Annotated in this window: 19 protein-coding genes; 11 read left to right on the top strand and 8 right to left on the bottom strand. The window is 64.3% G+C overall.

Translation table 11 applies throughout. The annotated features are described in order from the left end of the window. The first annotated feature begins 106 nt into the window (after positions 1-106). Positions 107-784, top strand: a complete 678-nt coding sequence (locus IGS61_RS18085; RefSeq protein WP_230540945.1) for a phosphoribosylanthranilate isomerase — start codon at positions 107-109, stop codon at positions 782-784. Here the strand turns inward: IGS61_RS18085 and IGS61_RS18080 are convergent. From IGS61_RS18080 to IGS61_RS18055, 7 genes are all read right to left on the bottom strand, one after another. Next, positions 781-1,689, bottom strand: coding sequence for a LysR family transcriptional regulator (locus tag IGS61_RS18080; protein ID WP_230540944.1), 909 nt, complete (start codon positions 1,687-1,689; stop codon positions 781-783). The two genes, IGS61_RS18085 and IGS61_RS18080, sit on opposite strands and share 4 nt — an antisense overlap. Before the next feature lie 198 nt (positions 1,690-1,887). Then, positions 1,888-2,415, bottom strand: coding sequence for a 4'-phosphopantetheinyl transferase family protein (locus tag IGS61_RS18075; protein WP_230540943.1), 528 nt, complete (start codon positions 2,413-2,415; stop codon positions 1,888-1,890). A gap of 9 nt (positions 2,416-2,424) precedes the next feature. After that, positions 2,425-6,480 carry a Pls/PosA family non-ribosomal peptide synthetase gene (locus IGS61_RS18070; protein WP_230540942.1) on the bottom strand — a complete coding sequence of 1,352 codons (4,056 nt, stop codon included), beginning with the start codon at positions 6,478-6,480 and terminating at the stop codon, positions 2,425-2,427. 148 nt (positions 6,481-6,628) lie between these two features. Beyond that, positions 6,629-7,333, bottom strand: a complete 705-nt coding sequence (locus tag IGS61_RS18065; RefSeq protein WP_230540941.1) for an anaerobic ribonucleoside-triphosphate reductase activating protein — start codon at positions 7,331-7,333, stop codon at positions 6,629-6,631. Beyond that, the gene (nrdD, locus tag IGS61_RS27875) at positions 7,326-7,523 is read right to left on the bottom strand and encodes an anaerobic ribonucleoside-triphosphate reductase (protein ID WP_268993931.1); all 198 of its coding nucleotides are present in this window, start codon (positions 7,521-7,523) and stop codon (positions 7,326-7,328) included. The genes IGS61_RS18065 and nrdD overlap by 8 nt, the downstream gene beginning before the upstream one ends. Then, positions 7,520-9,268: a ribonucleoside triphosphate reductase gene (locus IGS61_RS18060; protein ID WP_268993930.1), complete on the bottom strand. Its 1,749-nt coding sequence runs from the start codon at positions 9,266-9,268 to the stop codon at positions 7,520-7,522. The genes nrdD and IGS61_RS18060 overlap by 4 nt, the downstream gene beginning before the upstream one ends. Positions 9,269-9,386: 118 nt before the next feature. Beyond that, positions 9,387-9,803 (bottom strand): hypothetical protein, encoded by a 417-nt coding sequence (locus IGS61_RS18055; protein WP_230540940.1) that lies wholly within the window; start codon positions 9,801-9,803, stop codon positions 9,387-9,389. A 162-nt stretch (positions 9,804-9,965) separates the two neighbouring features. On the opposite strand from IGS61_RS18055, the gene ubiU reads away from it, so the two are divergent. The 3 genes from ubiU to ubiT all read left to right on the top strand — a co-directional run bounded on the left by ubiU (position 9,966) and on the right by ubiT (position 12,586). Then, positions 9,966-11,003, top strand: coding sequence for a ubiquinone anaerobic biosynthesis protein UbiU (ubiU, locus tag IGS61_RS18050; RefSeq protein WP_442908080.1), 1,038 nt, complete (start codon positions 9,966-9,968; stop codon positions 11,001-11,003). Between the two features lie 126 nt (positions 11,004-11,129). Beyond that, positions 11,130-12,026, top strand: a complete 897-nt coding sequence (gene ubiV / locus IGS61_RS18045) for a ubiquinone anaerobic biosynthesis protein UbiV (RefSeq protein WP_230540939.1) — start codon at positions 11,130-11,132, stop codon at positions 12,024-12,026. A 20-nt stretch (positions 12,027-12,046) separates the two neighbouring features. Then, positions 12,047-12,586, top strand: coding sequence for a ubiquinone anaerobic biosynthesis accessory factor UbiT (gene ubiT / locus IGS61_RS18040; protein ID WP_230540938.1), 540 nt, complete (start codon positions 12,047-12,049; stop codon positions 12,584-12,586). A 23-nt stretch (positions 12,587-12,609) separates the two neighbouring features. Here ubiT and IGS61_RS18035 read toward each other — a convergent pair whose 3' ends face one another. Continuing rightward, entirely contained in the window at positions 12,610-12,873 is a 264-nt protein-coding gene (locus IGS61_RS18035; protein WP_077402408.1) for a heavy-metal-associated domain-containing protein, read from the bottom strand. A gap of 249 nt (positions 12,874-13,122) precedes the next feature. On the opposite strand from IGS61_RS18035, the gene IGS61_RS18030 reads away from it, so the two are divergent. The 7 genes from IGS61_RS18030 (at position 13,123) to IGS61_RS18000 (ending at position 20,896) form a co-directional block, all read left to right on the top strand. Continuing rightward, positions 13,123-13,539, top strand: a complete 417-nt coding sequence (locus IGS61_RS18030) for a hypothetical protein (RefSeq protein WP_230540937.1) — start codon at positions 13,123-13,125, stop codon at positions 13,537-13,539. A gap of 226 nt (positions 13,540-13,765) precedes the next feature. Further along, entirely contained in the window at positions 13,766-13,933 is a 168-nt protein-coding gene (locus tag IGS61_RS18025) for a hypothetical protein (RefSeq protein WP_230540936.1), read from the top strand. Between the two features lie 53 nt (positions 13,934-13,986). Then, positions 13,987-14,175, top strand: a complete 189-nt coding sequence (locus IGS61_RS18020; protein ID WP_230540935.1) for a hypothetical protein — start codon at positions 13,987-13,989, stop codon at positions 14,173-14,175. A 29-nt stretch (positions 14,176-14,204) separates the two neighbouring features. Further along, entirely contained in the window at positions 14,205-15,887 is a 1,683-nt protein-coding gene (gene aspT / locus IGS61_RS18015) for an aspartate-alanine antiporter (RefSeq protein WP_230540934.1), read from the top strand. Positions 15,888-15,943: 56 nt separating this feature from the next. After that, positions 15,944-17,632, top strand: a complete 1,689-nt coding sequence (gene aspT / locus IGS61_RS18010; RefSeq protein WP_230540933.1) for an aspartate-alanine antiporter — start codon at positions 15,944-15,946, stop codon at positions 17,630-17,632. A 72-nt stretch (positions 17,633-17,704) separates the two neighbouring features. After that, complete coding sequence (locus IGS61_RS18005) at positions 17,705-19,309, top strand: bifunctional aspartate transaminase/aspartate 4-decarboxylase (protein WP_230540932.1); 1,605 nt, start codon at positions 17,705-17,707, stop codon at positions 19,307-19,309. Between the two features lie 177 nt (positions 19,310-19,486). Continuing rightward, on the top strand, positions 19,487-20,896 hold the full coding sequence (locus tag IGS61_RS18000; RefSeq protein ID WP_230540931.1) for a TolC family protein: 1,410 nt from the start codon (positions 19,487-19,489) through the stop codon (positions 20,894-20,896).

The following is a 20,896-nucleotide window of genomic DNA, read 5'->3' as shown; positions in this document are numbered from 1 at the left end:
ATGACGCCATTCTGGCACACTATCGTGCGGGGCCTTGACCGCGTGTCTTGGCGCGTGCGCCGCCCTGTGTTGTAATGTTGATCATTTCATTTGAACACGCAAGGCCATGAGAACCCGCATCAAGATCTGCTGCATCGCTTCCATCGACGAAGCGCAACTGGCGATTGCCGCCGGCGCCGACGCGCTGGGCCTGGTGGCGGCCATGCCGTCCGGCCCTGGCCCGATTCCCGACGCGCGCATCGCGCAGATCGCCGCCTGGACGCCTCCGCCCGTGGCCACCTTCCTGTTGACGTCCGAAACGACGGCGCAAGCCATCGTCGAACACGTGCACGCCACGCAGCCATCCACCGTGCAGATCGTCGGGCATGTCGATCCCGGCGAAGTCGCTGAGCTGGCGCGCCTGCTGCCGCACGTGCGGCGCGTGCAGGTGATCCACGTGGAAGGGCCGCAGGCGCTGGAGTTGATTCCCGCCTATGCGCCCCACGTGCATGCCTTTTTGCTCGATTCGGGCCGCCCTGGCGCGCCGGTCCCGGAACTGGGCGGCACGGGCCGCACGCACGACTGGTCCATCAGCGCGCGCTTCGTGCGCGCCAGTCCCCGTCCCGTCTTCCTCGCTGGCGGCCTCGATGCGAACAACGTGATGGAGGCCCTGCGCCAGGTGCGCCCCTACGGCATCGACCTGTGCTCGCGCGTGCGCACGGACGGCAAGCTCGATGTCATGAAGCTGGCCTTGCTGATGGCGGCCGTGCGCGACGCGGATGCGGCGCTGTATGCGGAAGGTTAAGCCGCCGTTGCCGACGCGTTCATCTCGCGCACGAACGCTTCCGTAAACGCGGCCACCATGCCGCTGGCCGCGCGCGGCGAGATCAGGCCCACGACGGAGTGCGATTCCTCTTCTGGCAGGGCGATAAAACGCACGCCGGGCGGCGCCACCAGGCGCATGCTGTCGGGGACGATGGCGATGCCCATGTTGGCCTCGATCAGGTTCAGCTGCGACGTCTTGCGCGACAGGGCGCGCGCCGCCTTCGGAAAGAAGCCCTGCGCCAGGCACAGGCCCGCCACCAGGTAGCTGAGGCCACCGCGGTCCTTGTGCGGGATCGAGACGAAGGCTTCATCGCGCAGGGCGGCGATCGTCGTGCGCTCCAGGGCAGCAAGCGGCGAGGCCGACGACACGGCCACCACCAGCTTTTCCGCGTACAGTTCGCGCACGACGATGTTGGCGTGCTTGCGCAGGGTGGGCAGGCGCACGAGTCCCAGGTCGGCGCGGCCTTCCTCGATATCAAACGCCTGGTTTTCCGACGATCCCTTTGATACATCGAGCGAAACGCCGGGGAATTGCGCCAGCAGGCGGTTCAGCACGGCGCCGATGGCGGGCGTGAGGGTGACGGAACTCGAATGCAGCAGGCGGATGATGCCTTGCGCCCCTTGTTCCACGTGGCGTGTCTGGCGCACGGTTTCGTCGATGTCGTCGAGGATGCGTTTGGCCCGTTCGTAGAATACCTGTCCGGCCGGCGTGAGTTCGATATGGCGCGCGTCGCGCGTCAGCAGCAGCGCTTGCACCTCGCTTTCCAGTTCCTTGATCTGCCGGCTCAGGGCCGACTGCGCGATATATAACTTTTCCGCCGCACGCGAGTAGCTGCCCGCATCGACGACTTCGACAAAATAGCGGAACTGTTTGATGGAAATCAATCGTATGCCTTTTCGAGATCGGAGACTGCCTGATTTGATATTAGCCTTGCCCCGGCGTTCACGCTACAGTGGATTGATCTGCCGTCACTGCAAAGGAAAGACCATGCTGGAATTGCTCGGGGTACTGGGACTGCTCATCAGTATTATCGTAAAACTGATTTTCGTCCAGATCGGCGGGGCGGCCGAGGGCAAGGAGGACTAATATGCCAGCGTCGCTACATACGGTGCCGACAAGCTCAAAGCTTGCAGGCGGCAAGCTGGCGCGATCCCGTCCCATTCCGCCAGCGGCAAGCCCGCGCACTTGAGCGCCGCCTCGCGCGCCGTCCACGCCCGCGCCAGCGCCAAGGGCCGCTGTTCGGCGGGGCTGGCGGCCAGTTCCGCTACTACCTGCGGCCCCAGGTAATCGCGCGCCAGATTGAACCAGTCGGCAATATCCTGCGCGCGCATCACGTCGATGCCGACGGCGCCATGCAGGTGGACGGCAGCCAGCGAGATGCCCTCGTCATGGCTGAACGACAGGCTGGCTATACGTCCGGCCAGCAGCAAGCGGGGAGGGGCGCCCGGCGTCGATTCCACTGAAATCGCCTCGATGTCCAGGTTTCGCCATTGCGCCGCCGCCTCGCGTACGGCCTGGCGCAGGTGCGCGCGTGCTTCGATACGTGACGGCGGCGGCACGATGCCGATCGCCAGCACGCCGTCGCCCGACCAGAGCACCGTAAAATCCATCAGCTGCAATCAGCTACGCAAAGGCGCGGCCGGACATCCCGCCCAGTTGCTGCCGGCGGGGATGTGCTCGCCCTTCATCACCAGGGTCAACGGTCCCAGGCGCGCGTTGTCGCCCACCTTGGCGCTGTATAGCACGGAGCTGCGCGGGCCCATGTAGACGCGCTGGCCGATCTCCACGTGATCGATCTTCATCACGCGGTCTTCGAACAAATGCGTTTGCGGGCAGGTCAGCGCATTCAATTCGCTGTAGTCGCCGATATGCACGCAGTCGAATTCCGTGATGTCCGTCGTATCCATGTAGACGCCGCGGCCGATCTTGCAGCCGAACAGGCGGAAGGCCAGCGGCAGCCACGGCGTGCCGCGCAGGTAGCGCATGAAGTTGGGCACGGCGATGCCTTCGTACAGATTGGTCACGCCTTCCGAAATCCACACGAACGGCGTCCACATAGGCGCTGCATGCTTGCGGTAGCGTCCCAGCAGCAGCCACTTGAACAGCACGACCACCAAAAAATTGCCGATGCCGTAAGCCAGGCCGGCGATGGCCAGGTCGCCCACCACTTCGCCCCAGCGCCCGGCGCCCGCGATCGGCATCACGTCCAGCACCAGGGTATAGCCGACGGCGATCACCACCGCGTGCGGCGCGACGATGCGGAACGCTTCGATCAGGCTGCGGCCCAGGCGGCGCAGCATGGAAGGCTTGAAGGTCAGGTGCTCGGCAAAGCCGCTGACCTGTTCGCGCGCGGGCAAATGCATGGGGGGAGAGCCGAGCCAGGTGTCGCCGCCGTGCATCTGCTCATTGCGCGGCGCGTGCGTGTGCACGCCGATCAGCACGTGTTCGGGTAGCACGGTGCCGTCCGGGATGTAGCTGCCGTTGCCGACGAAGCTGCGGTGCGAGACGACGGTGGGGCGCATGGTCATCCAGCCGCCGTCGATCTGCTCGTCGCCCAGCATGACGGCGTCGGCGATGAAGGTGTCGTCGCCCAGGGTCAGCATGTCGGGCACCACGCCCAGCGCCGTGGAAATCTCCGCGCCCTTGCCCACCTTGGCGCCCAGCAGGCGGTACCAGTACGGCGCGTACACGGTGGCGTAAATGCCGTGCAGGACGTTCAGGCTCGATTCCTGGATATGGCTGACCAGCCACTTGGCGCAATACAGATTGCTGTGCACGGGCGAGCTGCCCGGCTTCAGGCGGGGCAGCGCGCCCCAGCGGATGGCGGCCGACAGCAGGGCCGTGAGCACGATCAGCACGGCGCTGGCGGGGAAGGCCAGCAGGAAGTAGCGGGCCAGCTGGGTCGTCACGTCGCGCCCCTGCAGCCACGGCATCATTTCACGTTCGTCGAACCAGTCGATCAGCACGAAGCTGGGGAAGACGGGCATGAAGAACAGCACGGCGATGAGGACCATGCCGAAGCAGAAGAACACGGTTTCGCCCGTCAGGCGCAGGCGTGAGACGGCGGGGCGCGGCGGCTGGCTGGCCCGGTCGTAGGGGCCGATGTCGCGCGCGGGCGATCCTGTCCACACGCGTCCGTCGGGCACCGCCGCGCCATCGGCCAGCGCCGATTGCCCCTCCAGGTGACCGAAGGCACCCACTTGCGTATTGCCTTCCAGGATAGCGTAAGAGCTGATGCAGGCATCGTCGCCGATGCGGATCCGGCCCAGCAGCAAGCGGCCCCGTTCCACCCTGGCGTTTTCAAAGTTGACGGCATTGCCCACGCTGACGTTGTCGCCGATGGACAGCAAGTCGGGCGCGCGCAGGGTCATCGAGCCGATGACCACTTCCTTGCCCACTTTCGCGCCCAGCGCGCGCAGCCACCAGCTGTTCAGCGATGAACCGCTGAGCAGATACGCGGGCGCCGATTCGACCAGGCGGTCGGCCAGCCACCAGCGGTAATACGTGACGCCCCAGAGCGGATAGCTGCCCGGTTTCAAACGCCCGGCGATCAGCCACTTGCCGGCAATCGCAATGGCAAATTCGGCCAGCGTCGCGAGCAAGAACACGCCGATCGAGGCGGCGATGGCGCGCGGCACGGTGTCGCCCGTGTCCCCCGTGAAGAAGTGGTAGGTGAAGAACGGCGCCATCCACTGCGCCATGCGCAGGGTGACGAGGCCCGGCACGGCCGCCGCCTGGGCCGCGCCGCAGATCCAGCGCTTCCAGGCCGACGGCGGCGTCCAATCCGCTTCCGGCGTGGCCAGCGCGGGCACTTCGTTCAAGATGGCGGCGATCTTGCCGATCTGCCGGTTCTGGTAAATGTCGCGCACCGTCATGTGGGCGTAGGCCGGATCGGCGCGCAGGCTTGATGCCAGGCGCGCGGCCAGGAAGGAGTGGCCACCGAGGTCGCTGAAGAAATCCAGCTGGCGCAAGATCGCCTGGCCGGGGAAAAGCTTGGCCAGGGCGGCGAACAGGGCCGCTTCGGCCGGCGTTTCCGGCACGTCCGATACACCCGCCTCGCCGGCCGGCGGCGCGGACAGGGGCATGGCTTTCAAGGCTTTCCTGTCGATTTTCCCGGAGGTCAGGCGCGGCATCAGCGGCAGCAATTCGAAACGGCCCGGCACCATGTAGGGCGGCAAATGCAGGTTCAGGGCCGCGCGCAGGGTTTTCGCCGCCAGGGCGTCCTCGGGCGCCTCGTCGCTGCCGACGATGTAGGCCACCAGCTGGTCGATGCCGTCATCCTTACGCAGCAGGACGGCCACCGTGCCCACGCCCGGCTGCTGCGCCAGCACGGCTTCGATCTCGCCCAGTTCCACGCGGAAGCCGCGTATCTTGACCTGGTCGTCGGCGCGGCCCAGGCACAGCACCTGGCCGTCCGCATCGATGCGTGCCAGGTCGCCCGTGCGGTACAGGCGCGCGTCGTCGTCGGTGCTCGCCCAGGGATTGGGCAGGAATTTTTCCACCGTCAGGTCGGGCCGGCCCAGGTAGCCCTCGGCCAGGCCGGGGCCGATGATGCACAATTCCCCCGTTTCGCCGCGCGCCAGCAATGTCAAGGGACGGTTTTCTCCGGACTCGGCCACCTGCAGCACCAGCAAGCCGTAGTTGGGCAGCGGCGTGCCGATGGTGACGGGTTCCCCGGGCCGCAAACGCGCCAGGCTGCACGAGACGGTCGCCTCCGTGGGGCCATAGGTGTTGAACATGGCGCGGCCCGGGCGCGACCAGCGCTCGACGAGCGATTCCGGGCACATCTCGCCGCCCAGGTTGATCAAACGCAAACTGGGCACTTCCTCGGCGAACAGGGCCAGCAGGGTCGGCACGGCGTGGAGAACGGTGACCTTGTTCTCGGCCAGCGCGCGCGGCAAGGCTTCCGGGTCGCCCGAAATCTCCTTCGGTCCCAGCCACAGGGTGGCGCCCACCAGGTAGGCGATCCAGATTTCCTCGAATGACATGTCGAAGGCGACGGAAAAGCCCTGATAGACGATGTCGCTTTGCGTCACTTCCAGCACGGCGTTTTCGCTGCGCAGGAAGTGGCAGATGCTGCGTTGATTGATCAATATGCCCTTGGGCTTGCCCGTGGAGCCGGACGTGTAGATTACGTACGCCGGGTGTTCGGGCAAGACTGTGCCGCGCGCGGGCAGCAGTTCGCCCGGCGCGGCGGGGGCCAGCAGGCTTTCCGCCGTCCACACGGGGCGCTGGACGCCGGCCTGCTCCAGGCGCGGCGCGAACTGCGCGCAGCTGACGACGCCGGCACCGTTGGCGTCATCGAGGCACACCTGCAGGCGCTCGACGGGCGTGTCTTCGTCGACGGGCAGCCAGGCGGCGCCCGCCTTGGCGATGGCCGCCTGCATCAGCAGCAAATGCGCGCCGCGCGGCAGCCACAGGCCGACGATGTCGCCGGGCTTGACGCCGGCCGCCACCAGGCGCGACGCGGCCAGGCCCGCTTGCGCATCGAGTTCGGCATAGCTGATGCGGCGTTCGCCGTCGATCAGAGCGATGTGTTCGGGACAGCGGCGGGCCGTCGCTTCCAGCAGGTCGGCCAGCACTTCCTCGTGCAGCAAATCCGGTCGCGGCGGGCCGTACAGGATGTCGGCGTGGGTGGACGGGGTGCCTGGACTGACTGCGGTGAAATCGTTCATGGATGACGCTTATCTGTAATGCTGTAGGAGGAATCTGCTGTGCTGCGCATGGTGCGCGGCACAGTTGATACATTACAGCACGCAAGGCATTTCAGCGTTGCAGAACGGGGAATTTTGTGGATCTTTCAGCAATTATGTGGCGGCAGGCTCAACTGCCATGATTACGGAATGTAAATTGCGGAAACATGGCGCCGATTTGCGCCAAAGTAGGCGCCGCCGGATAGCCGTGCAGGGGCCGGCCGGACAGCGCCGCATCGACGCAGCCGTCGGCGCGGAATTGCTGCAGCACGTAGTTGTCGACGCCTTTGGCGGCCAGGGTGGCGGCCAGGGCCAGCAGTTGTGCGTCCGGCAGCAGGTCGGGATGCGTCGTGGTGCGGCATTCGTAGGCGACGCCGCTGGCAAGGATGGCGTCCAGGCAGGCGCGCGCCGGGTCGCCGCTGCCGGCCACGCGGGTCACATGGCGATAGTCGGCAAACGGCGCCTTGATGTCGAAGCCGACCCAGTCGACCAGGGGCAGCACTTCCTGCAGGCGCTGCGGATAGATGCAGGCCGTGTGCAGGCCGATGCCGAAACCCAGCGCTTTGATGTCCAGCATGGCGCGCCCCAGCGCCGGGTCCATGCACGCCTCGCCGCCGCTGAAGACGACGGCGTCGACCAGGCCCACGCGGCGGCGCAGCCAGGTCAGAACGTCCTGCCACGGCATGGCGCCTGCCGGCGTGCGCGCCTGCAAGTGCGGATTGTGGCAATAGCCGCAACGCCAGGGGCAGCCCTGCACGAAGACCACGGCCGCCAGCTTGCCCGGGTAGTCGGTGGCGGAAAAGGGCGTCAGGCCGCCCACTTTCAACTCAGCCATGGCAGGCGGGCAGGCCTACCCGGGCGCTCGCTTCCGTAAAGTACTGGCGCTCGTGGAATTCGCCCTGCTTGCCGATGTTGAACGAGGCGACGGGGCGGTGGTAGCCCATCACGCGGGTCCAGATTTCGCAGCGCTGGCGTTCGGTGTCGAGCAGGGTGATGGCGGGAGTGAAGTCGGGACGTGCATTCATGGCGTTTCCTCAAGTGATGGAACAATGTGGGCCTGCTTGCGGGCGATCAGCTCCGCGTCGCAGGTGGGGCAGAATTCATGTTTGCCGGCCAGGTAGCCGTGGCGCGGGCAGATGGAAAACGTGGGCGTGACGGTGATATAGGGCAGCGAGAAGCGGCTCAGGGCGCGCTTTACCAGCTCGCGGCAGGCGTTCGCGTCGGACAGCGCTTCCGTCATGTACAAATGCAGCACCGTGCCGCCCGTGTACTTGCGCTGCAGCGCGTCCTGCAATTCCAGCGCCTCGAACGGGTCGTCCGTATGCCCGACGGGCAGCTGCGACGAGTTCGTGTAATACGGATTGTCCGGCGTGCCCGCCTGCAGGATGGCGGGATAGCGCTTGCGGTCTTCGCGGGCGAAGCGGTACGTCGTGCCTTCGGCCGGTGTCGCTTCCAGGTTGTACATATGCCCCGTCTCTTCCTGGAATTGCACCATGCGGGCGCGCACGTGGTCGAGCAGGCGTATCGCCAGCGCATGGCCCTCGGCGGACGTGATGTCCCAGGCGTCGCCGCTGAAATTGCGGATCATCTCGTTGATGCCGTTCACCCCCAAGGTGGAAAAGTGGTTGCGCAGGGTGCCAAGGTAGCGCTTCGTGTACGGGAACAGGCCTTGCTGCATCAATTCCTCAATGGTGCGGCGCTTGATTTCCAGGCTGCTCTTGCCCAGTTCCAGCAGGCGGTCCAGGTCCGCCATCAAGGCTGGTTCGTCGCCGCGCCACAAATGGCCCAGGCGCGCGCAGTTGATCGTCACCACGCCCAGGGAACCCGTCTGCTCGGCGGAACCGAACAGGCCATTGCCCCGTTTCAGCAGTTCGCGCAAGTCCAGCTGCAAGCGGCAGCACATGGAGCGGATCATGTTCGGCTTGAGCTCCGAATTGATGAAATTCTGGAAATAGGGCAGGCCGTAGCGGGCCGTCATCTCGAACAGGCGTTCCGCGTTTTCGCTATGCCAGTCGAAATCCTCGGTGATGTTATAGGTGGGGATGGGAAAGGTGAAGACTCTGCCCTTGGCGTCGCCCGCCATCATGATCTCGATGTAGGCGCGGTTGATCATGTCCATTTCCGCCTGCAGCTCGCCATAGCTGAAGTCCATTTCCTGGCCGGCGATGACGGGAATCTGCTCGCGCAGGTCGTCCGGGCAGACCCAGTCGAAGGTGAGGTTGGTGAATGGCGTCTGCGTGCCCCAGCGCGATGGCACGTTGAGGTTGAAGATCAGCTCCTGCATGTACTGGCGCACGTCTTCGTAGCGCAGGCTGTCCTTGCGGATGTAGGGCGCCATGTAGGTGTCGAAGGAGCTGAACGCCTGCGCGCCGGCCCACTCGTTTTGCAGGGTGCCGAGGAAGTTGACGATCTGGCCGATGGCGCTCGACATGTGCTTGGGCGGGCCCGATTCGATCTTGCCCGGCACGCCATTCAAGCCTTCGTGCAGCAGGGTGCGCAGCGACCAGCCGGCGCAATAGCCGGCCAGCATGTCGAGGTCGTGGATGTGCAGCGCCGCTTCGCGGTGCGCGGCGCCCACTTCCGGCGGATACACCTGGTCCAGCCAGTAGTTGGCGATGACCTTGCCCGACACGTTGAGTATCAGGCCGCCCAGCGAGTAACCCTGGTTGGCGTTGGCGTTGACACGCCAGTCGCGCCGGTCCAGGTATTCATTGATGGACGCGGCGACGTCGACCTGGCCGCGCATGGATGGAACTGCATTTGTCGTCATGAAACCTCCAATAAACACAACATGCGGTGTTTTAATGGAGATTAATCACTAAATATAGTGGCGTCAAAGGGCGCGTGCAGTTGCGTGGCGAATCCTTGATGCAGGTGAAAAATACACCTCAGCCGGTTTTGTTCCAGCGCGTTTCGCGCAGGATCAGCCAGCTCGCGAAAAAGAACGCGGCGCCGCAGGCGGCGATGCTGGCGATGGAGGCGGGCAGCACGTGGGCCCAGATTTCCAGCGGCGAGTAGGTGCTCCAGCTGGCCACGCGCGCGTCGAAGGTGACGTAATTGGCCAGCAGCCAGTAGATGGCCAGCAGGCCCGTGCAGATGGCGGCCTGACGCAGCAGCGGCAGTTGGCGGCGCGCGAACACGGCCAGCAGGAACAGCAGCAGCACGCCCGGATAGGCGCCCAGCACTTCGGGCGACAGCACGGAGATGGTCCCCGCGTCATAGCCATCGGCCGGGCCGGCGCACTGTACTTGCAGCGCGGTGAGGAACAGGGTCAGAAGAAAAATCAGCAGCGGTTTGCGGGTCATGGCGGGCAATCGAAGAGGGAGAAAAGGGGGGGCATTTTACAGCCAGGTCAAGCAAGTTGAAGGCGCGCCGGCCATGCATGCATTCCTTCACCTGCGTCAAGGACTGGGCGGCATGGGCGGGGCTATAGTCTGCACCCTGAGCCGATACAGGACTGTGAAATCATGATGCTTGAATCAACCACCGCCACCCGCGTGGCCGGACCGCTGGAACTGGTCTGCCCCGCCGGCAGCCTGCCCGCCTTGAAAGCGGCCGTCGACAATGGCGCCGACACCGTTTACCTGGGCTTTCGCGACGCCACCAATGCGCGCAATTTCGCCGGCCTCAATTTCGACGAGAAGGCCATTGCCGAGGGCGTGCGCTACGCCCATCAATATGGACGCAAGGTGCTGCTGGCGCTGAACACCTATCCGCAGCCGCACAACTGGGCCGTGTGGCGCAGCGCCATCGACCGCGCCGCGCAGGCCGGCATCGACGCCATGATCGTCGCCGACCCGGGCTTGATGGCCTACGCGGCCCAGCACCACCCGCAGCTGCGCCTGCACCTGTCCGTGCAGGGCTCGGCCACCAACTACGAAGCCATCAATTTTTACCACGAACATTTCGGCATCGCCCGCGCCGTGCTGCCGCGCGTGCTGTCGATGGCGCAGGTCGAGCAATTGATCAGCAAGACGGAAGTCGAGATCGAGGTCTTCGGCTTCGGCAGCCTGTGCGTGATGGTCGAGGGGCGCTGCGCGCTGTCCTCGTATGCGACAGGCGAGGCGCCGAACACCCACGGCGTGTGCTCGCCGGCGAAATCCGTGCGCTGGCTGGAAACGCCGAACGGCCTCGAATCGCGCCTGAACGGCGTGCTGATCGACCGCTACGCACCCGGTGAAAACGCCAGCTACCCGACCCTGTGCAAGGGGCGCTTCGAAGTCAACGACGAAGAGTATTACGCCATCGAGGAGCCGGCCAGCCTGAACACGCTGGCGCTGCTGCCGCAACTGATCGCCATGGGCGTGCGCGCCGTGAAGATCGAAGGGCGCCAGCGCAGCCCCGCGTATGTCGCGCAGGTGACGCGCGTATGGCGCGAGGCGATCGACGCCTGCCGCGAAGGCAATGCGCGCTACGCCGTCAAGCCAGGCTGGATGGCGGCCATGGACAAGCTGGCCGAGGGTCAGCAGCACACCTTGGGCGCGTATCACCGCTCCTGGAAATAGCAAAACCTGCTGCGCGTCCCGGGGCGCGGCCTGCGATGCTCACCGTGCTGGAGCACGGCTGCGCTTCTCGGCCCCGCCGCGAGCCGCTCGCTACGGTTTTGTCACTTTAAAAATATTGGAAAAGGCATGCTAAAACTCTCTTTGGGCCCCTTGCTGTACTACTGGCCGCGCGCCACCGTCTTCGAGTTTTACCAGCAGATCGCCGGCACCGCCGTCGATATCGTGTACCTGGGCGAAACCGTCTGTTCGCGCCGGCATGAGCTGCGCCTGGCCGACTGGCTCGATATTGCCGACATGCTGGCCGCCGCCGGCAAGGAAGTGGTGCTGTCGACGCAGGCGCTGATCGAGGCGGGCGCCGAACTGGCGACGCTGCGCCGCATCACGGGCAATGGCCGCTACAGCGTCGAGGCCAACGACATGGGCGCCGTGCACTGCATGGAAAAGGGAACGTCCTTCGTCGCCGGTCCCCATCTGAACCTGTTCAATGGTCCCAGCCTGCAACTGCTGGCGCGCCTCGGTGCGCGGCGCTGGGTGATGCCGCTGGAAATGGGGCAGACGGCGCTGGCCGAGATGCAGCGTCAGAAACCGGAAGGGCTGGAGACGGAGGTGTTCGCCTACGGCCGCATGCCGCTGGCGTTTTCCGCGCGCTGCTTCACGGCGCGCAACCGCAACCTGCCGAAGGACGATTGCGGCTACAGCTGCCTGGAAGAGCCGGACGGCCTGCTGCTGCGCACGCGCGACGAAGTGCCCTTCCTCGTATTGAACGGCACGCAGACGCAGTCGGCGCTCGTCTACAACCTGGTGCGCGAACTGGACGCCATGCGCGACATGGGCGTGTCGGTGGCGCGCATCAGCCCGCAGGCCATGCATACGGAACAGGTGATCGCCATCTTTGACCGTGCCCGCCGAGGGCAGGTCAGCGGCGTGGGCGCCCAGGCCCAGCTGGCGGCCTGCCAGCCAGCCGGCGCCTGCGACGGTTACTGGCACGGCCAGCCTGGCATGGAACAGCACGCCGCCCATTGAACGCCTCGAAAGGAAGCACCATGCAAGATCAACTGGAAAGATTGCCCGTCCCGGCCCCGGTTCCGGCCAAACCCGGCCTGAGCAAGCCCGCCATGTCGTACCGGCTGCCCGAACCGCTGGCCGAATTGCTGTCCAAGCTGCCGCCGTATCCCGCCTCCTGGCTGTTCGTGCAAGGCTTGAACCGCCTGCTGGCGCCGCAATTGCCCGACGACGTGCGGCGCAGCCTGGAAGGGCGCAGCTTGCGTTTGCGCCTGCTGGACGCGGGCATCGCCTTCGATTTCGAGTGGCAGGGCACGGTGTTCGTGGCCGAGCGCTATGTCGACGTGCCCGACCTGTGCATCGCCGCCAGCGTGCATGACTTGATGCTGCTGGCGCGGCGCCAGGAAGATCCGGATACCCTGTTCTTCAGCCGCCGCCTGAGCCTGGAAGGCGATACGGAACTGGGCTTGCTGTTCAAGAACACGCTCGACGCCATCGAATTGCCGCCGTTCGACCTGCAGGCGCTGGGACCGCGCCGCGTGCTCGCGCATCTGCGCGACCGGGGCGCGCGGGAAGGCTGAGCGGGGAATTGCCGGCAGGGCGTTCAGTGGCGGCAGTGGCCGCAGGCGCCGCTGCACGAGGCCAGCTGTTCCTCATCCGTTGCTTCGCCCATGAAGCCGGCGTCGTTGACGGCGGCCAGCAAGCGTTCCTGCGTGGCCAGCCGTTCGTCGAATTGCACCGTGGCGCCGTGGCGCGCCAGCGAGACGCAGACGGTGGCCACGCCCGTGACCGCCTCAAGCGCGCCCGTCAACCTGTCGGCGCAGCCTTCGTGATCCATTCCAATAATATTCAAGCGCGCTGTCTGCATGGGTTCCTCTTGTTTTTCAGATAAAAAAACAGCGTAGGCGAGGGGTGCGCATGCCGTCCAGAGCAGCACGCAGGATTTATTTTGTATTTGCGGTTTTATTGATCTGGATTAATTCCTGCCCCTCCAGTACTGCCTGAAACTGCTGTTGTTTTAAACACAGTTTCCCTATTCCAGTCGACAAGCGTACTCTGCTGCGTGATACTGTCATTCTGATAAGAACGCTGAGGAAAGCGCTGGAAAGGAGGGGCCATGCAGCGCCGCACCCTGCTCATGCTGGCCGGCCTGTGGCCGTTGGGCGCTGCCGCCGGCACGCCGCTGCCGCTCGTGTATCCGCGCCATCAGGCGCTCAATGATCCGCAGCAAGGTTATGTGACGGCCCTGCTGCAACAGGCGCTGGCCCGTTCGGGCCAGGCATATGCCTTGCGCCGCTCCGCACTGCGCATGGTGCAGGCGCGCGCCATGCAGGAAATCGCCACGGCGTCGGGCAGCGTCGATGTCGTCTGGGCCATGACGAGCCGGGAGCGCGAAGGCCTGTTCCAGCAACTGGCGGCGGGGCGCATCGACTACTTTCCCCGCTCCGTGATCGAGGCCCAAAGCGAGCTGGCCAGCCACGCGCAATTGCCGCTGGCGCTAAGTAATCCTCAGGAAATTATTGTAAATTTATGACGAACAGAACCGGATGCTATGCAAGGCGCCCGCTGCGACGCAGTGCGAGCACTGCTAGCAGCGGGCAACACAGCAGAGCGCCGGTTATGGAAGTCAGAAATCACAATAATTTATTGGGGGTTACTTAGACACCCATCTGGTCATCCGCTACCCGGCCGCGCTGTATTTTTTTGTCGGACGGCACCGGCCGGAACTGGCGCACCACATCGAAACGGGACTGGAGACCATGCTGGCCGATGGCAGTTTTGCGCAGCTGTTTCAGCGCCATTTCGGCCGCATGGCGGAGGCTTTGCAACTGCCCCATCGGTACCTGCTGGAGCTGGCCAATCCCGACTTGCCGGAAGAGACGCCGCTGGCGCGCAAGGCACTTTGGTATCGCCAAAAATATTACTAATAGTTTTGTTGATCTATGTCAAACAGCCGCCGCAATCGTGCGCAGGATGTTTGATGAAACGCAAAGCGAGTTCAACAGAACACCTGTTGACACTTATAAAATTTTCGCCGAACATAATTCCAATTTGCAACACTTTGCAATACTTTCCCAGCGAAAGCCGCCATGACGGCTGTCGCGTGGAAGCCGTGCGCCCGTTCAACAGCCAGCCGCCGCCAACCGCCGAGCGCTCTGTTTCCTTGTAACCATCCGTTATCTTTTCGAAGGTTCGCCCATGCTCGATTCGATCGCGTCGGTATTGCACCAGGTTCCGGAACTGGCCTTGTTCCTGGCGCTGGCCCTGGGTTACGCGGTAGGGCAAATACGCTTCGGTCCCATCCAGCTCGGTGGCGTGTGCGGCACCCTGATCGCCGCGCTGCTGATCGGCCAGCTGGGCATCACGCTGGACGCCAGCGTCAAGAACGTTTTCTTCATGCTGTTCATCTTTGCCCTCGGCTACGCGGGCGGTCCCCAGTTCTTTGCCAACCTGAATGCCAAGGGCTTGCGCCTGGGCATACTTTGCCTGATCGAAGTGGTGGTGGTGCTGGCGCTGGTGCTGCTGGCCACGCGTTTTCTCGGCCTGGACCAGGGCACGGCGGCCGGCATGATGGCGGGCGCGGCGACGGAATCGGCCGTCGTCGGCACGGCCACGGATGCGATCTCGAAGCTGGCCTTGCCGGCGGCCCGCATCGCCGAGCTGCAAGCGAACGTGGTCACCGCGTATTCCATTACCTACATCTTCGGCCTGATCGCCATCGTCATCGTCACCAGCCAGGTTTTTCCGCTGTTGCTGCGCGTCAACCTGCGCGAAGAAGCCGATAAATTGTGGGAAAAGATGGGCGGCGCGCAAACCGACGGCGATGGGGTGCAGGCGACGCCGGAAATGGTGGGCCGCGCCTACCGCATCAGCCGGGGGGGCGGGCGCCGCCTCGATGCCTTGCAGCATATTTTTGCGGGCCGCGCCAGCATCACGCGCGTGCGCCGGCACGGCAAGGTACTGGCACTGGAACCGGCATTGCGCCTGCGCAACAATGATGAGGTGCTGGTGATCGGCCACCGTCCCGCGCTGGTGGCGGCCGAAGCCGTCCTGGGTGAGGAATTTGCCGATACGACGGGCTTGAACATGGCCGTTTCCGCCGTCGAAGTGGTGCTGCAGCAAGCCGCGCTGGTGGGCCAGCCCTTGCGCCAGCTGGCCTTGCCTTCCGGCGTGCACGTGGCGGCCGTCGTCCGTGGCGAGCACAGCATGCCGCCGCTGCCCGACCTGGCCCTGCAGCGCGACGACGTGCTGCGCCTGTATGGCACGACGGAAGGACGCGAGCTGAACACGGCGCTGGCCGCCATCGGCAAGCGCGTGCCCACGGGCGAGCGCAGCAATATCGTCTACGCCAGCATCGGCATCGTGCTCGGTGTGTATATCGGCGGCTTTACCGCCAGGCTGGGCGGCATTCCGTTTTCCCTGGGCACGGGCGGCGGCGCCTTGCTGACGGGCCTCGTGTTCGGCTGGTACCAGGCGCGAAAACCTGGCATGCCGGGCATCCACCCCAGCGCGCTCGACATGATGAAGGATATCGGCCTGGCCACCTTCATCGCCTGCGTGGGCCTGGCGTCGGGACCGCAGGCGATCGACCTGATCCGCCAGTACGGCCTGTCGCTGCCCTTGATGGGCGTGTTGATCGCCGTCATCCCCGCTTCGATTTCCTTGCTGGTAGGCCACTTTTTCCTGAAGCTGGAAGCGCCCGTGCTGCTGGGCGCCATCGCCGGCCAGCAGTGCAGCACGCCGGCGCTGTCGGCCGTGCAGAACGCGGCCGGCAATTCCACGCCCTTGCTGGGCTACACAATCACCTATGCGATCTCGAACGTGGTGCTGCCCCTGCTGGGGCCGCTCATCGTGGCCCTGGCCGGCTCGGTGCACGCATAAGCTGCCCGCAAGGGCGCACGCAGTAAAGAATTCCTTCAACATGAAAGGCGGTCAGCATGGAATGGTTGCACGAGTTATTCAAGAAGTCGCCTGAAATTGCCTTGTTTCTCTCCCTGGCAGTGGGTTACTACATCGGCAAGATCAAGTTCGGCTCGTTCCAGCTGGGCGGGGTCGCCGGTTCACTGCTGGTGGCGGTCCTCGTCAGCCAGGTGGGCGTGGCCATCGATCCCGGCGTCAAGTCGGTGCTGTTTGCGCTGTTCATCTACGCGGTCGGCTATGAAAGCGGGCCGCAGTTCTTCAATTCCCTGGGCCGCCAGTCCGTGCGCGAAATCATCCTGGCCGTCGTGCTGGCCGTGACGGCGCTGCTGACCGTGGTCATCATGGCCAAGGTGTTCGGCCTGGACAAGGGCCTGGCGGCCGGCGTGGCGGCGGGCGGCTTGACGCAGTCGGCCATCATCGGCACGGCCGGCGATGCGATCACCAAGCTGGGCCTCGCGGCCGACGAGGTGGCGCGCCTGCAGGGCAACGTGGCCGTCGGCTATGCCGTCACCTATGTGTTCGGCTCGTTTGGCGCCATCATCGTCTGCGTCAACATCTTGCCCAAGCTCATGGGGCGCACCATCCGCGAAGATGCGATCAAGGCGGAAACGGCGCTGCAGGCGGGCGTGCAGGTGCTGGGGCCGGGCCAGACGCCGGCCGCGCCCGACTTGATCGGCCGCATCTATGCCGTGGGGCCGGGCGCCGGCCGTACGGTGGCGGAAATCGAAAGCGCCAATCCGAACACGGCGATTACCATCGAGCGCGTGAAGCGCAATGGCCAGATCATCGACGTCAGCCCGGACCTGGTGCTGGCAGCCGACGATATCGTGCTGCTGGTAGGCCGCCGCGAAGCGATGCTCAGCGTGTCTTCCCAGCTGGGCAAGGAATTGCATGCCGTCGAAGGCATGGAACTGGTGATGCAGCGCCGCGACATGGTGCTGACCAACAAGGCTTACCACAACAAGACGGTGGGCGAAATCCGCAGCGCGACAGCGCCAGGCGTGCGTCACGGCATCTTTGTCGTGCAACTGAGCCGCATGGGCAAGATCCTGCCCATGCAATCGGAAACCGTCGTGCAGACGGGCGACGTGGTGACCATCTATGGCGCCGAGCAGGACGTCAAGCGCGTGGCGGCCGAAGTGGGCTATATGATCGTGCCGAGCGCCAAGACGGACTTCGTCTACATGGGCGCCGGCCTCGTCGTCGGCCTGCTCGTGGGCTTGCTGGTGGCGCGCATCGGCTCGATTCCGCTGACCCTGGGCAGCGGCGGCGGCGTGCTGCTGTCGGGCCTCGTGTTCGGCTGGTTCCGCGCCAAGCGCCAGACGTTTGGCTACATGCCCAGCGGCGCCGTGCAAATCCTCAAGGACCTGGGCCTGGCCGGCTTCGTTGCCGTCGTCGGCCTCACGTCCGGCCTGCAAGCCGTGCAAACCGTGCGCGAACACGGCCTGACCCTGTTCGGCGTGGGCGTGGTGGTGACCATCCTGCCGATGATTTTGACCATGCTCATCGGCCGTTACATCTTGCGCTATGACAACGTGGCCATCTTTGCGGGCGCCTTGTCCGGCTCGCGCAGCGCCAATCCCGCGTTCGGCGAAGTGCTGAACGCGGCGCAAAACTCGATTCCCACCGTTCCCTTTGCCATCACCTATGCCTTGGCCAACGTTTTCCTGACCTTGCTGGGGCCGCTAGTCGTGGCCTTCGTCTGAGTCAGCGAGTATCCGTACTATCCAGGCCGCCCGCACGGGGCCTCCTCACTTGTCTAATAAGGAGTAGCAGAAATGGATTTCAGTAACCCAAGCAAACTCGCCCTGTTGAGTCCCTTCGAATTGAAGGATGCGCTGATCCAGACGGCCAAGCAAAGCAACCGTCTGATGCTCAATGCGGGCCGCGGCAACCCGAATTTCCTGGCGACCACGCCGCGCCACGGCTTCTTCCAGTTCGGCCAGTTCGCGATGACGGAGGCGGAACGCTCCTACGTGTACATGGAGGGCGTGGGCGGCTTCCCCACGCGCGAGGGCATCGAGGCGCGCTTTGAAATCTTCGTGCGTAAACACGAAGGCAACCCGGGCGCGCATTTCATCGAGGCGGCCGTATCGTATGTGCGCGACCAGCTGGGCCTGAGCGCGGGCGACTTCATCTATGAAATGTGCGAAGCCATTCTCGGCTGCAACTATCCCGTGCCGGACCGCATGCTGCGCCTGTCCGAGAAAATCGTCGGCCAGTATATCCATCGCGAAATGATCGGCGAGCACCCGTTCGTCGGCAATTTCGACATGTACGCGGTCGAGGGCGGCACGGCGGCCATGACCTATCTGTTCGCCAGCCTGAAATCGAACCACATCATCCAGGAAGGCGACACCATCGCCCTGGGCATGCCGATCTTCACGCCCTACATCGAGATTCCGCAGCTCAATGATTACAAGCTGAACACCGTGCATATTGATGCGCCGCAATCGAACAATTGGCAATTCACAAAGAAAGAGCTGGACAAGCTGCTGGACCCGAAAGTGAAAGCTTTCTTTCTCGTCAACCCCAGCAATCCGCCATCCGTCAAGATCGACGACGAGACCCTGGAATACATCGCCAAGATCATCAAGAAGCGCCCGGACCTGATCATTTTGACCGATGACGTGTACGGCACCTTCGCCGACAATTTCGTCTCGCTGTTTGCCATTTGCCCGTTCAACACCATCCTCGTGTATTCGTTCTCGAAATATTTCGGCGCGACGGGCTGGCGCATGGGCGTGGTGGCCACGCACGAAAACAATATCCTGGACGAAAAGATCGCCAAGTTGCCGGAAACCGTCAAGAAGCAGCTCGACGCGCGCTACCACTCCATCACCACGGAGCCGCGCAAGCTGAAATTCATCGACCGCCTGGTGGCCGACAGCCGCACCGTGGCGCTGAACCACACGGCCGGCCTGTCCACGCCCGTGCAGGCGCAGATGACTTTGTTCTCCTTGTTCTCGCTGATGGATGAAGAGCAAAAGTACAAGCAATCGATGAAACATATCGTGCTGCGCCGCAAGCAGGCGCTGTACCGCGAACTGGGCTTGCCGATGGTGCACGACGCCAATTCCGTGCGCTACTACCATTTGCTGGACATGGAATCGCTGGCCGCGCAAATGCATGGCGAGGAATTCTCCCAGTGGCTGCTGAAAAAACTCAAACCGAACGAAGCGCTGTTCCGCCTGGCCGAGGAAACGGGCGTCATCCTGCTGCCGGGGCGCGGCTTCGGCACCACGCATCCGTCGGGGCGCGTGTCGCTGGCCAACCTGAACGAATACGACTACGCCAACATCGGCCGCGCCATCCGCGGCATGGCGTCCGAGTTCTTTGCCGTGTTTGAAAAGGAAAAGGGCGGCAAGAAGGCCAAGAAGTAAGCCGCTAGAAGCTTAGGCTGAGTAAACGGGCGCCCCGCATGAGGCGCCCGTTTTTGTCTGTCAGCTTGCGTAACCAATAGTGCAGGCTGGAATAGACATCCATGGATATAATTGCTATTGTGAAAGTATAAACATGGCAACCCCGTGCTTTCCCCTCATTCATTGACTGGACGCTACATGGGCAGATTGCAAGGACACTTATCATTATTGCTGGCGGGCGCGCTGGGCGCGGCCATGCCCGCCCTGGCGGAACCGCTGACATTTAACGAAGCGCTGCAGCAGGCGGCCAAGGCTTCGGGCACGGTGCAGGGCGCCGCGCTCGACGTGCGCGCGAAAACCCTCAAGGCCGAGGCGTTGTCGAACATCGACGGTCCCTCCGTGGACTTGACGGCGTTTCGCGGCCGCCTGTCGACGGACTTGAACATCGATACGAGCGGCTTGTCTGGCGTGGTGGGCGGCATCGAATCCGTGCTGCCGTCGATTCCCGGCTTGCCCAAGCCACAGATTCCCAATTCCCTGAGCCGGGAAGTGGTGACGGACCTGACCTCGTTCGGCTTGCTGGGCATGTGGCCCATCTACACGGGCGGGCGCCTGGACGCCGTCAAGGGCCTCGCTTCGAGCCTGACCCTGGCCGCGCAGGCCGAGCGCGCGGAAGCGGAAGAGCAACTGGCCACCCTGGTGGCGCAGCGCTATTTCCAGTTGCTGCTGGCCAAACGCGTGGTGGCCGTGCGGGCTGAAGTGACGGCCGGCGTGACGCAGCACCAGCGCGACGCGGCCCGGCTGGAAAAGGGCGGCCTGATTTCGCGCGCGGAACGCCTGCGTGCCGACGTGGCCCTGGACAGCGCGCGCAGCGACGAGGCGCAGGCGCGCAGCGACGAGGAAATCGCCCAGGTGGCGCTTGACCGTTTGCTCGCCGTCAATACGCAAGTGCTTCCCAGCACGCCTTTGTTCGTCAACAGCTTGCCCGTGGGTACTTTGCAATCGTTCATCAGCACGGGCATGCGCGAAAATGCGAACTGGAAAAAGATCGACAGCAAGCGCGTGCAGGCCGAGCAAGCCCTGAAGCTGCATGGCAAGGAATACGCGCCCACGGTGTTTGCCATCGGTAATTACAATTTGAATCGCGGCAATGAAAAACTCGTGCGTTCGAACTGGGCCATCGGCCTCGTCGTGGCCGTGCCGCTGGTGCACCGCATCAACACGGGCAAGATGATCGCCGCCGCCAAGCTGGACCAGGAGCGCGTGGAAGTGGTGGCGCGCCAGGCCGAGCGCGACATTCCCACGCTGATCGAAAAGAACTGGCGCGCGCTGGAAAACGCGCGCATCCAGTACCTGTCCACGGCCTCGTCGGTGGAACTGGCGCGCGAGAATATCCGCTTGCAAACAGTTGCCTTCCAGCAAGGGCAAGTGACGTCGCTGGAAGTGGTCGACGCGCGCCTGAACCTGGCGAAGATCGAGACCCAGCGCGCGCAGACGGCCTATAACTACGTGATGGGGCTGGCGCAATTGCTGGAAGCGACGGGCGAGACGCAGCGCCTGGGCAGCCTGGCCGCCGCGGCCGATATCCAATTACCTGTGGACAAATAA

The organism is Janthinobacterium sp. FW305-129, from assembly GCF_020858115.1.
In the GTDB taxonomy this organism is placed as follows: Bacteria; Pseudomonadota; Gammaproteobacteria; order Burkholderiales; family Burkholderiaceae_D; genus Janthinobacterium.
Note: the sequence above shows the minus strand (reverse complement) of the source record. Positions and strands in the feature narration are given on the sequence as shown.

Coding starts and splice junctions, on each gene's coding strand:
- IGS61_RS18085 (WP_230540945.1), top strand. CDS start 107: ATGAGAACCCGCATCAAGATCTGCTGCATCGCTTCCATCGACGAAGCG.
- IGS61_RS18075 (WP_230540943.1), bottom strand. CDS start 2,415: ATGGATTTTACGGTGCTCTGGTCGGGCGACGGCGTGCTGGCGATCGGC.
- IGS61_RS18070 (WP_230540942.1), bottom strand. CDS start 6,480: ATGAACGATTTCACCGCAGTCAGTCCAGGCACCCCGTCCACCCACGCC.
- IGS61_RS18065 (WP_230540941.1), bottom strand. CDS start 7,333: ATGGCTGAGTTGAAAGTGGGCGGCCTGACGCCCTTTTCCGCCACCGAC.
- nrdD (WP_268993931.1), bottom strand. CDS start 7,523: ATGAATGCACGTCCCGACTTCACTCCCGCCATCACCCTGCTCGACACC.
- IGS61_RS18060 (WP_268993930.1), bottom strand. CDS start 9,268: ATGACGACAAATGCAGTTCCATCCATGCGCGGCCAGGTCGACGTCGCC.
- IGS61_RS18055 (WP_230540940.1), bottom strand. CDS start 9,803: ATGACCCGCAAACCGCTGCTGATTTTTCTTCTGACCCTGTTCCTCACC.
- ubiU (WP_442908080.1), top strand. CDS start 9,966: ATGATGCTTGAATCAACCACCGCCACCCGCGTGGCCGGACCGCTGGAA.
- ubiV (WP_230540939.1), top strand. CDS start 11,130: ATGCTAAAACTCTCTTTGGGCCCCTTGCTGTACTACTGGCCGCGCGCC.
- ubiT (WP_230540938.1), top strand. CDS start 12,047: ATGCAAGATCAACTGGAAAGATTGCCCGTCCCGGCCCCGGTTCCGGCC.
- IGS61_RS18035 (WP_077402408.1), bottom strand. CDS start 12,873: ATGCAGACAGCGCGCTTGAATATTATTGGAATGGATCACGAAGGCTGC.
- IGS61_RS18030 (WP_230540937.1), top strand. CDS start 13,123: ATGCAGCGCCGCACCCTGCTCATGCTGGCCGGCCTGTGGCCGTTGGGC.
- IGS61_RS18025 (WP_230540936.1), top strand. CDS start 13,766: ATGCTGGCCGATGGCAGTTTTGCGCAGCTGTTTCAGCGCCATTTCGGC.
- IGS61_RS18020 (WP_230540935.1), top strand. CDS start 13,987: ATGAAACGCAAAGCGAGTTCAACAGAACACCTGTTGACACTTATAAAA.
- aspT (WP_230540934.1), top strand. CDS start 14,205: ATGCTCGATTCGATCGCGTCGGTATTGCACCAGGTTCCGGAACTGGCC.
- aspT (WP_230540933.1), top strand. CDS start 15,944: ATGGAATGGTTGCACGAGTTATTCAAGAAGTCGCCTGAAATTGCCTTG.
- IGS61_RS18005 (WP_230540932.1), top strand. CDS start 17,705: ATGGATTTCAGTAACCCAAGCAAACTCGCCCTGTTGAGTCCCTTCGAA.
- IGS61_RS18000 (WP_230540931.1), top strand. CDS start 19,487: ATGGGCAGATTGCAAGGACACTTATCATTATTGCTGGCGGGCGCGCTG.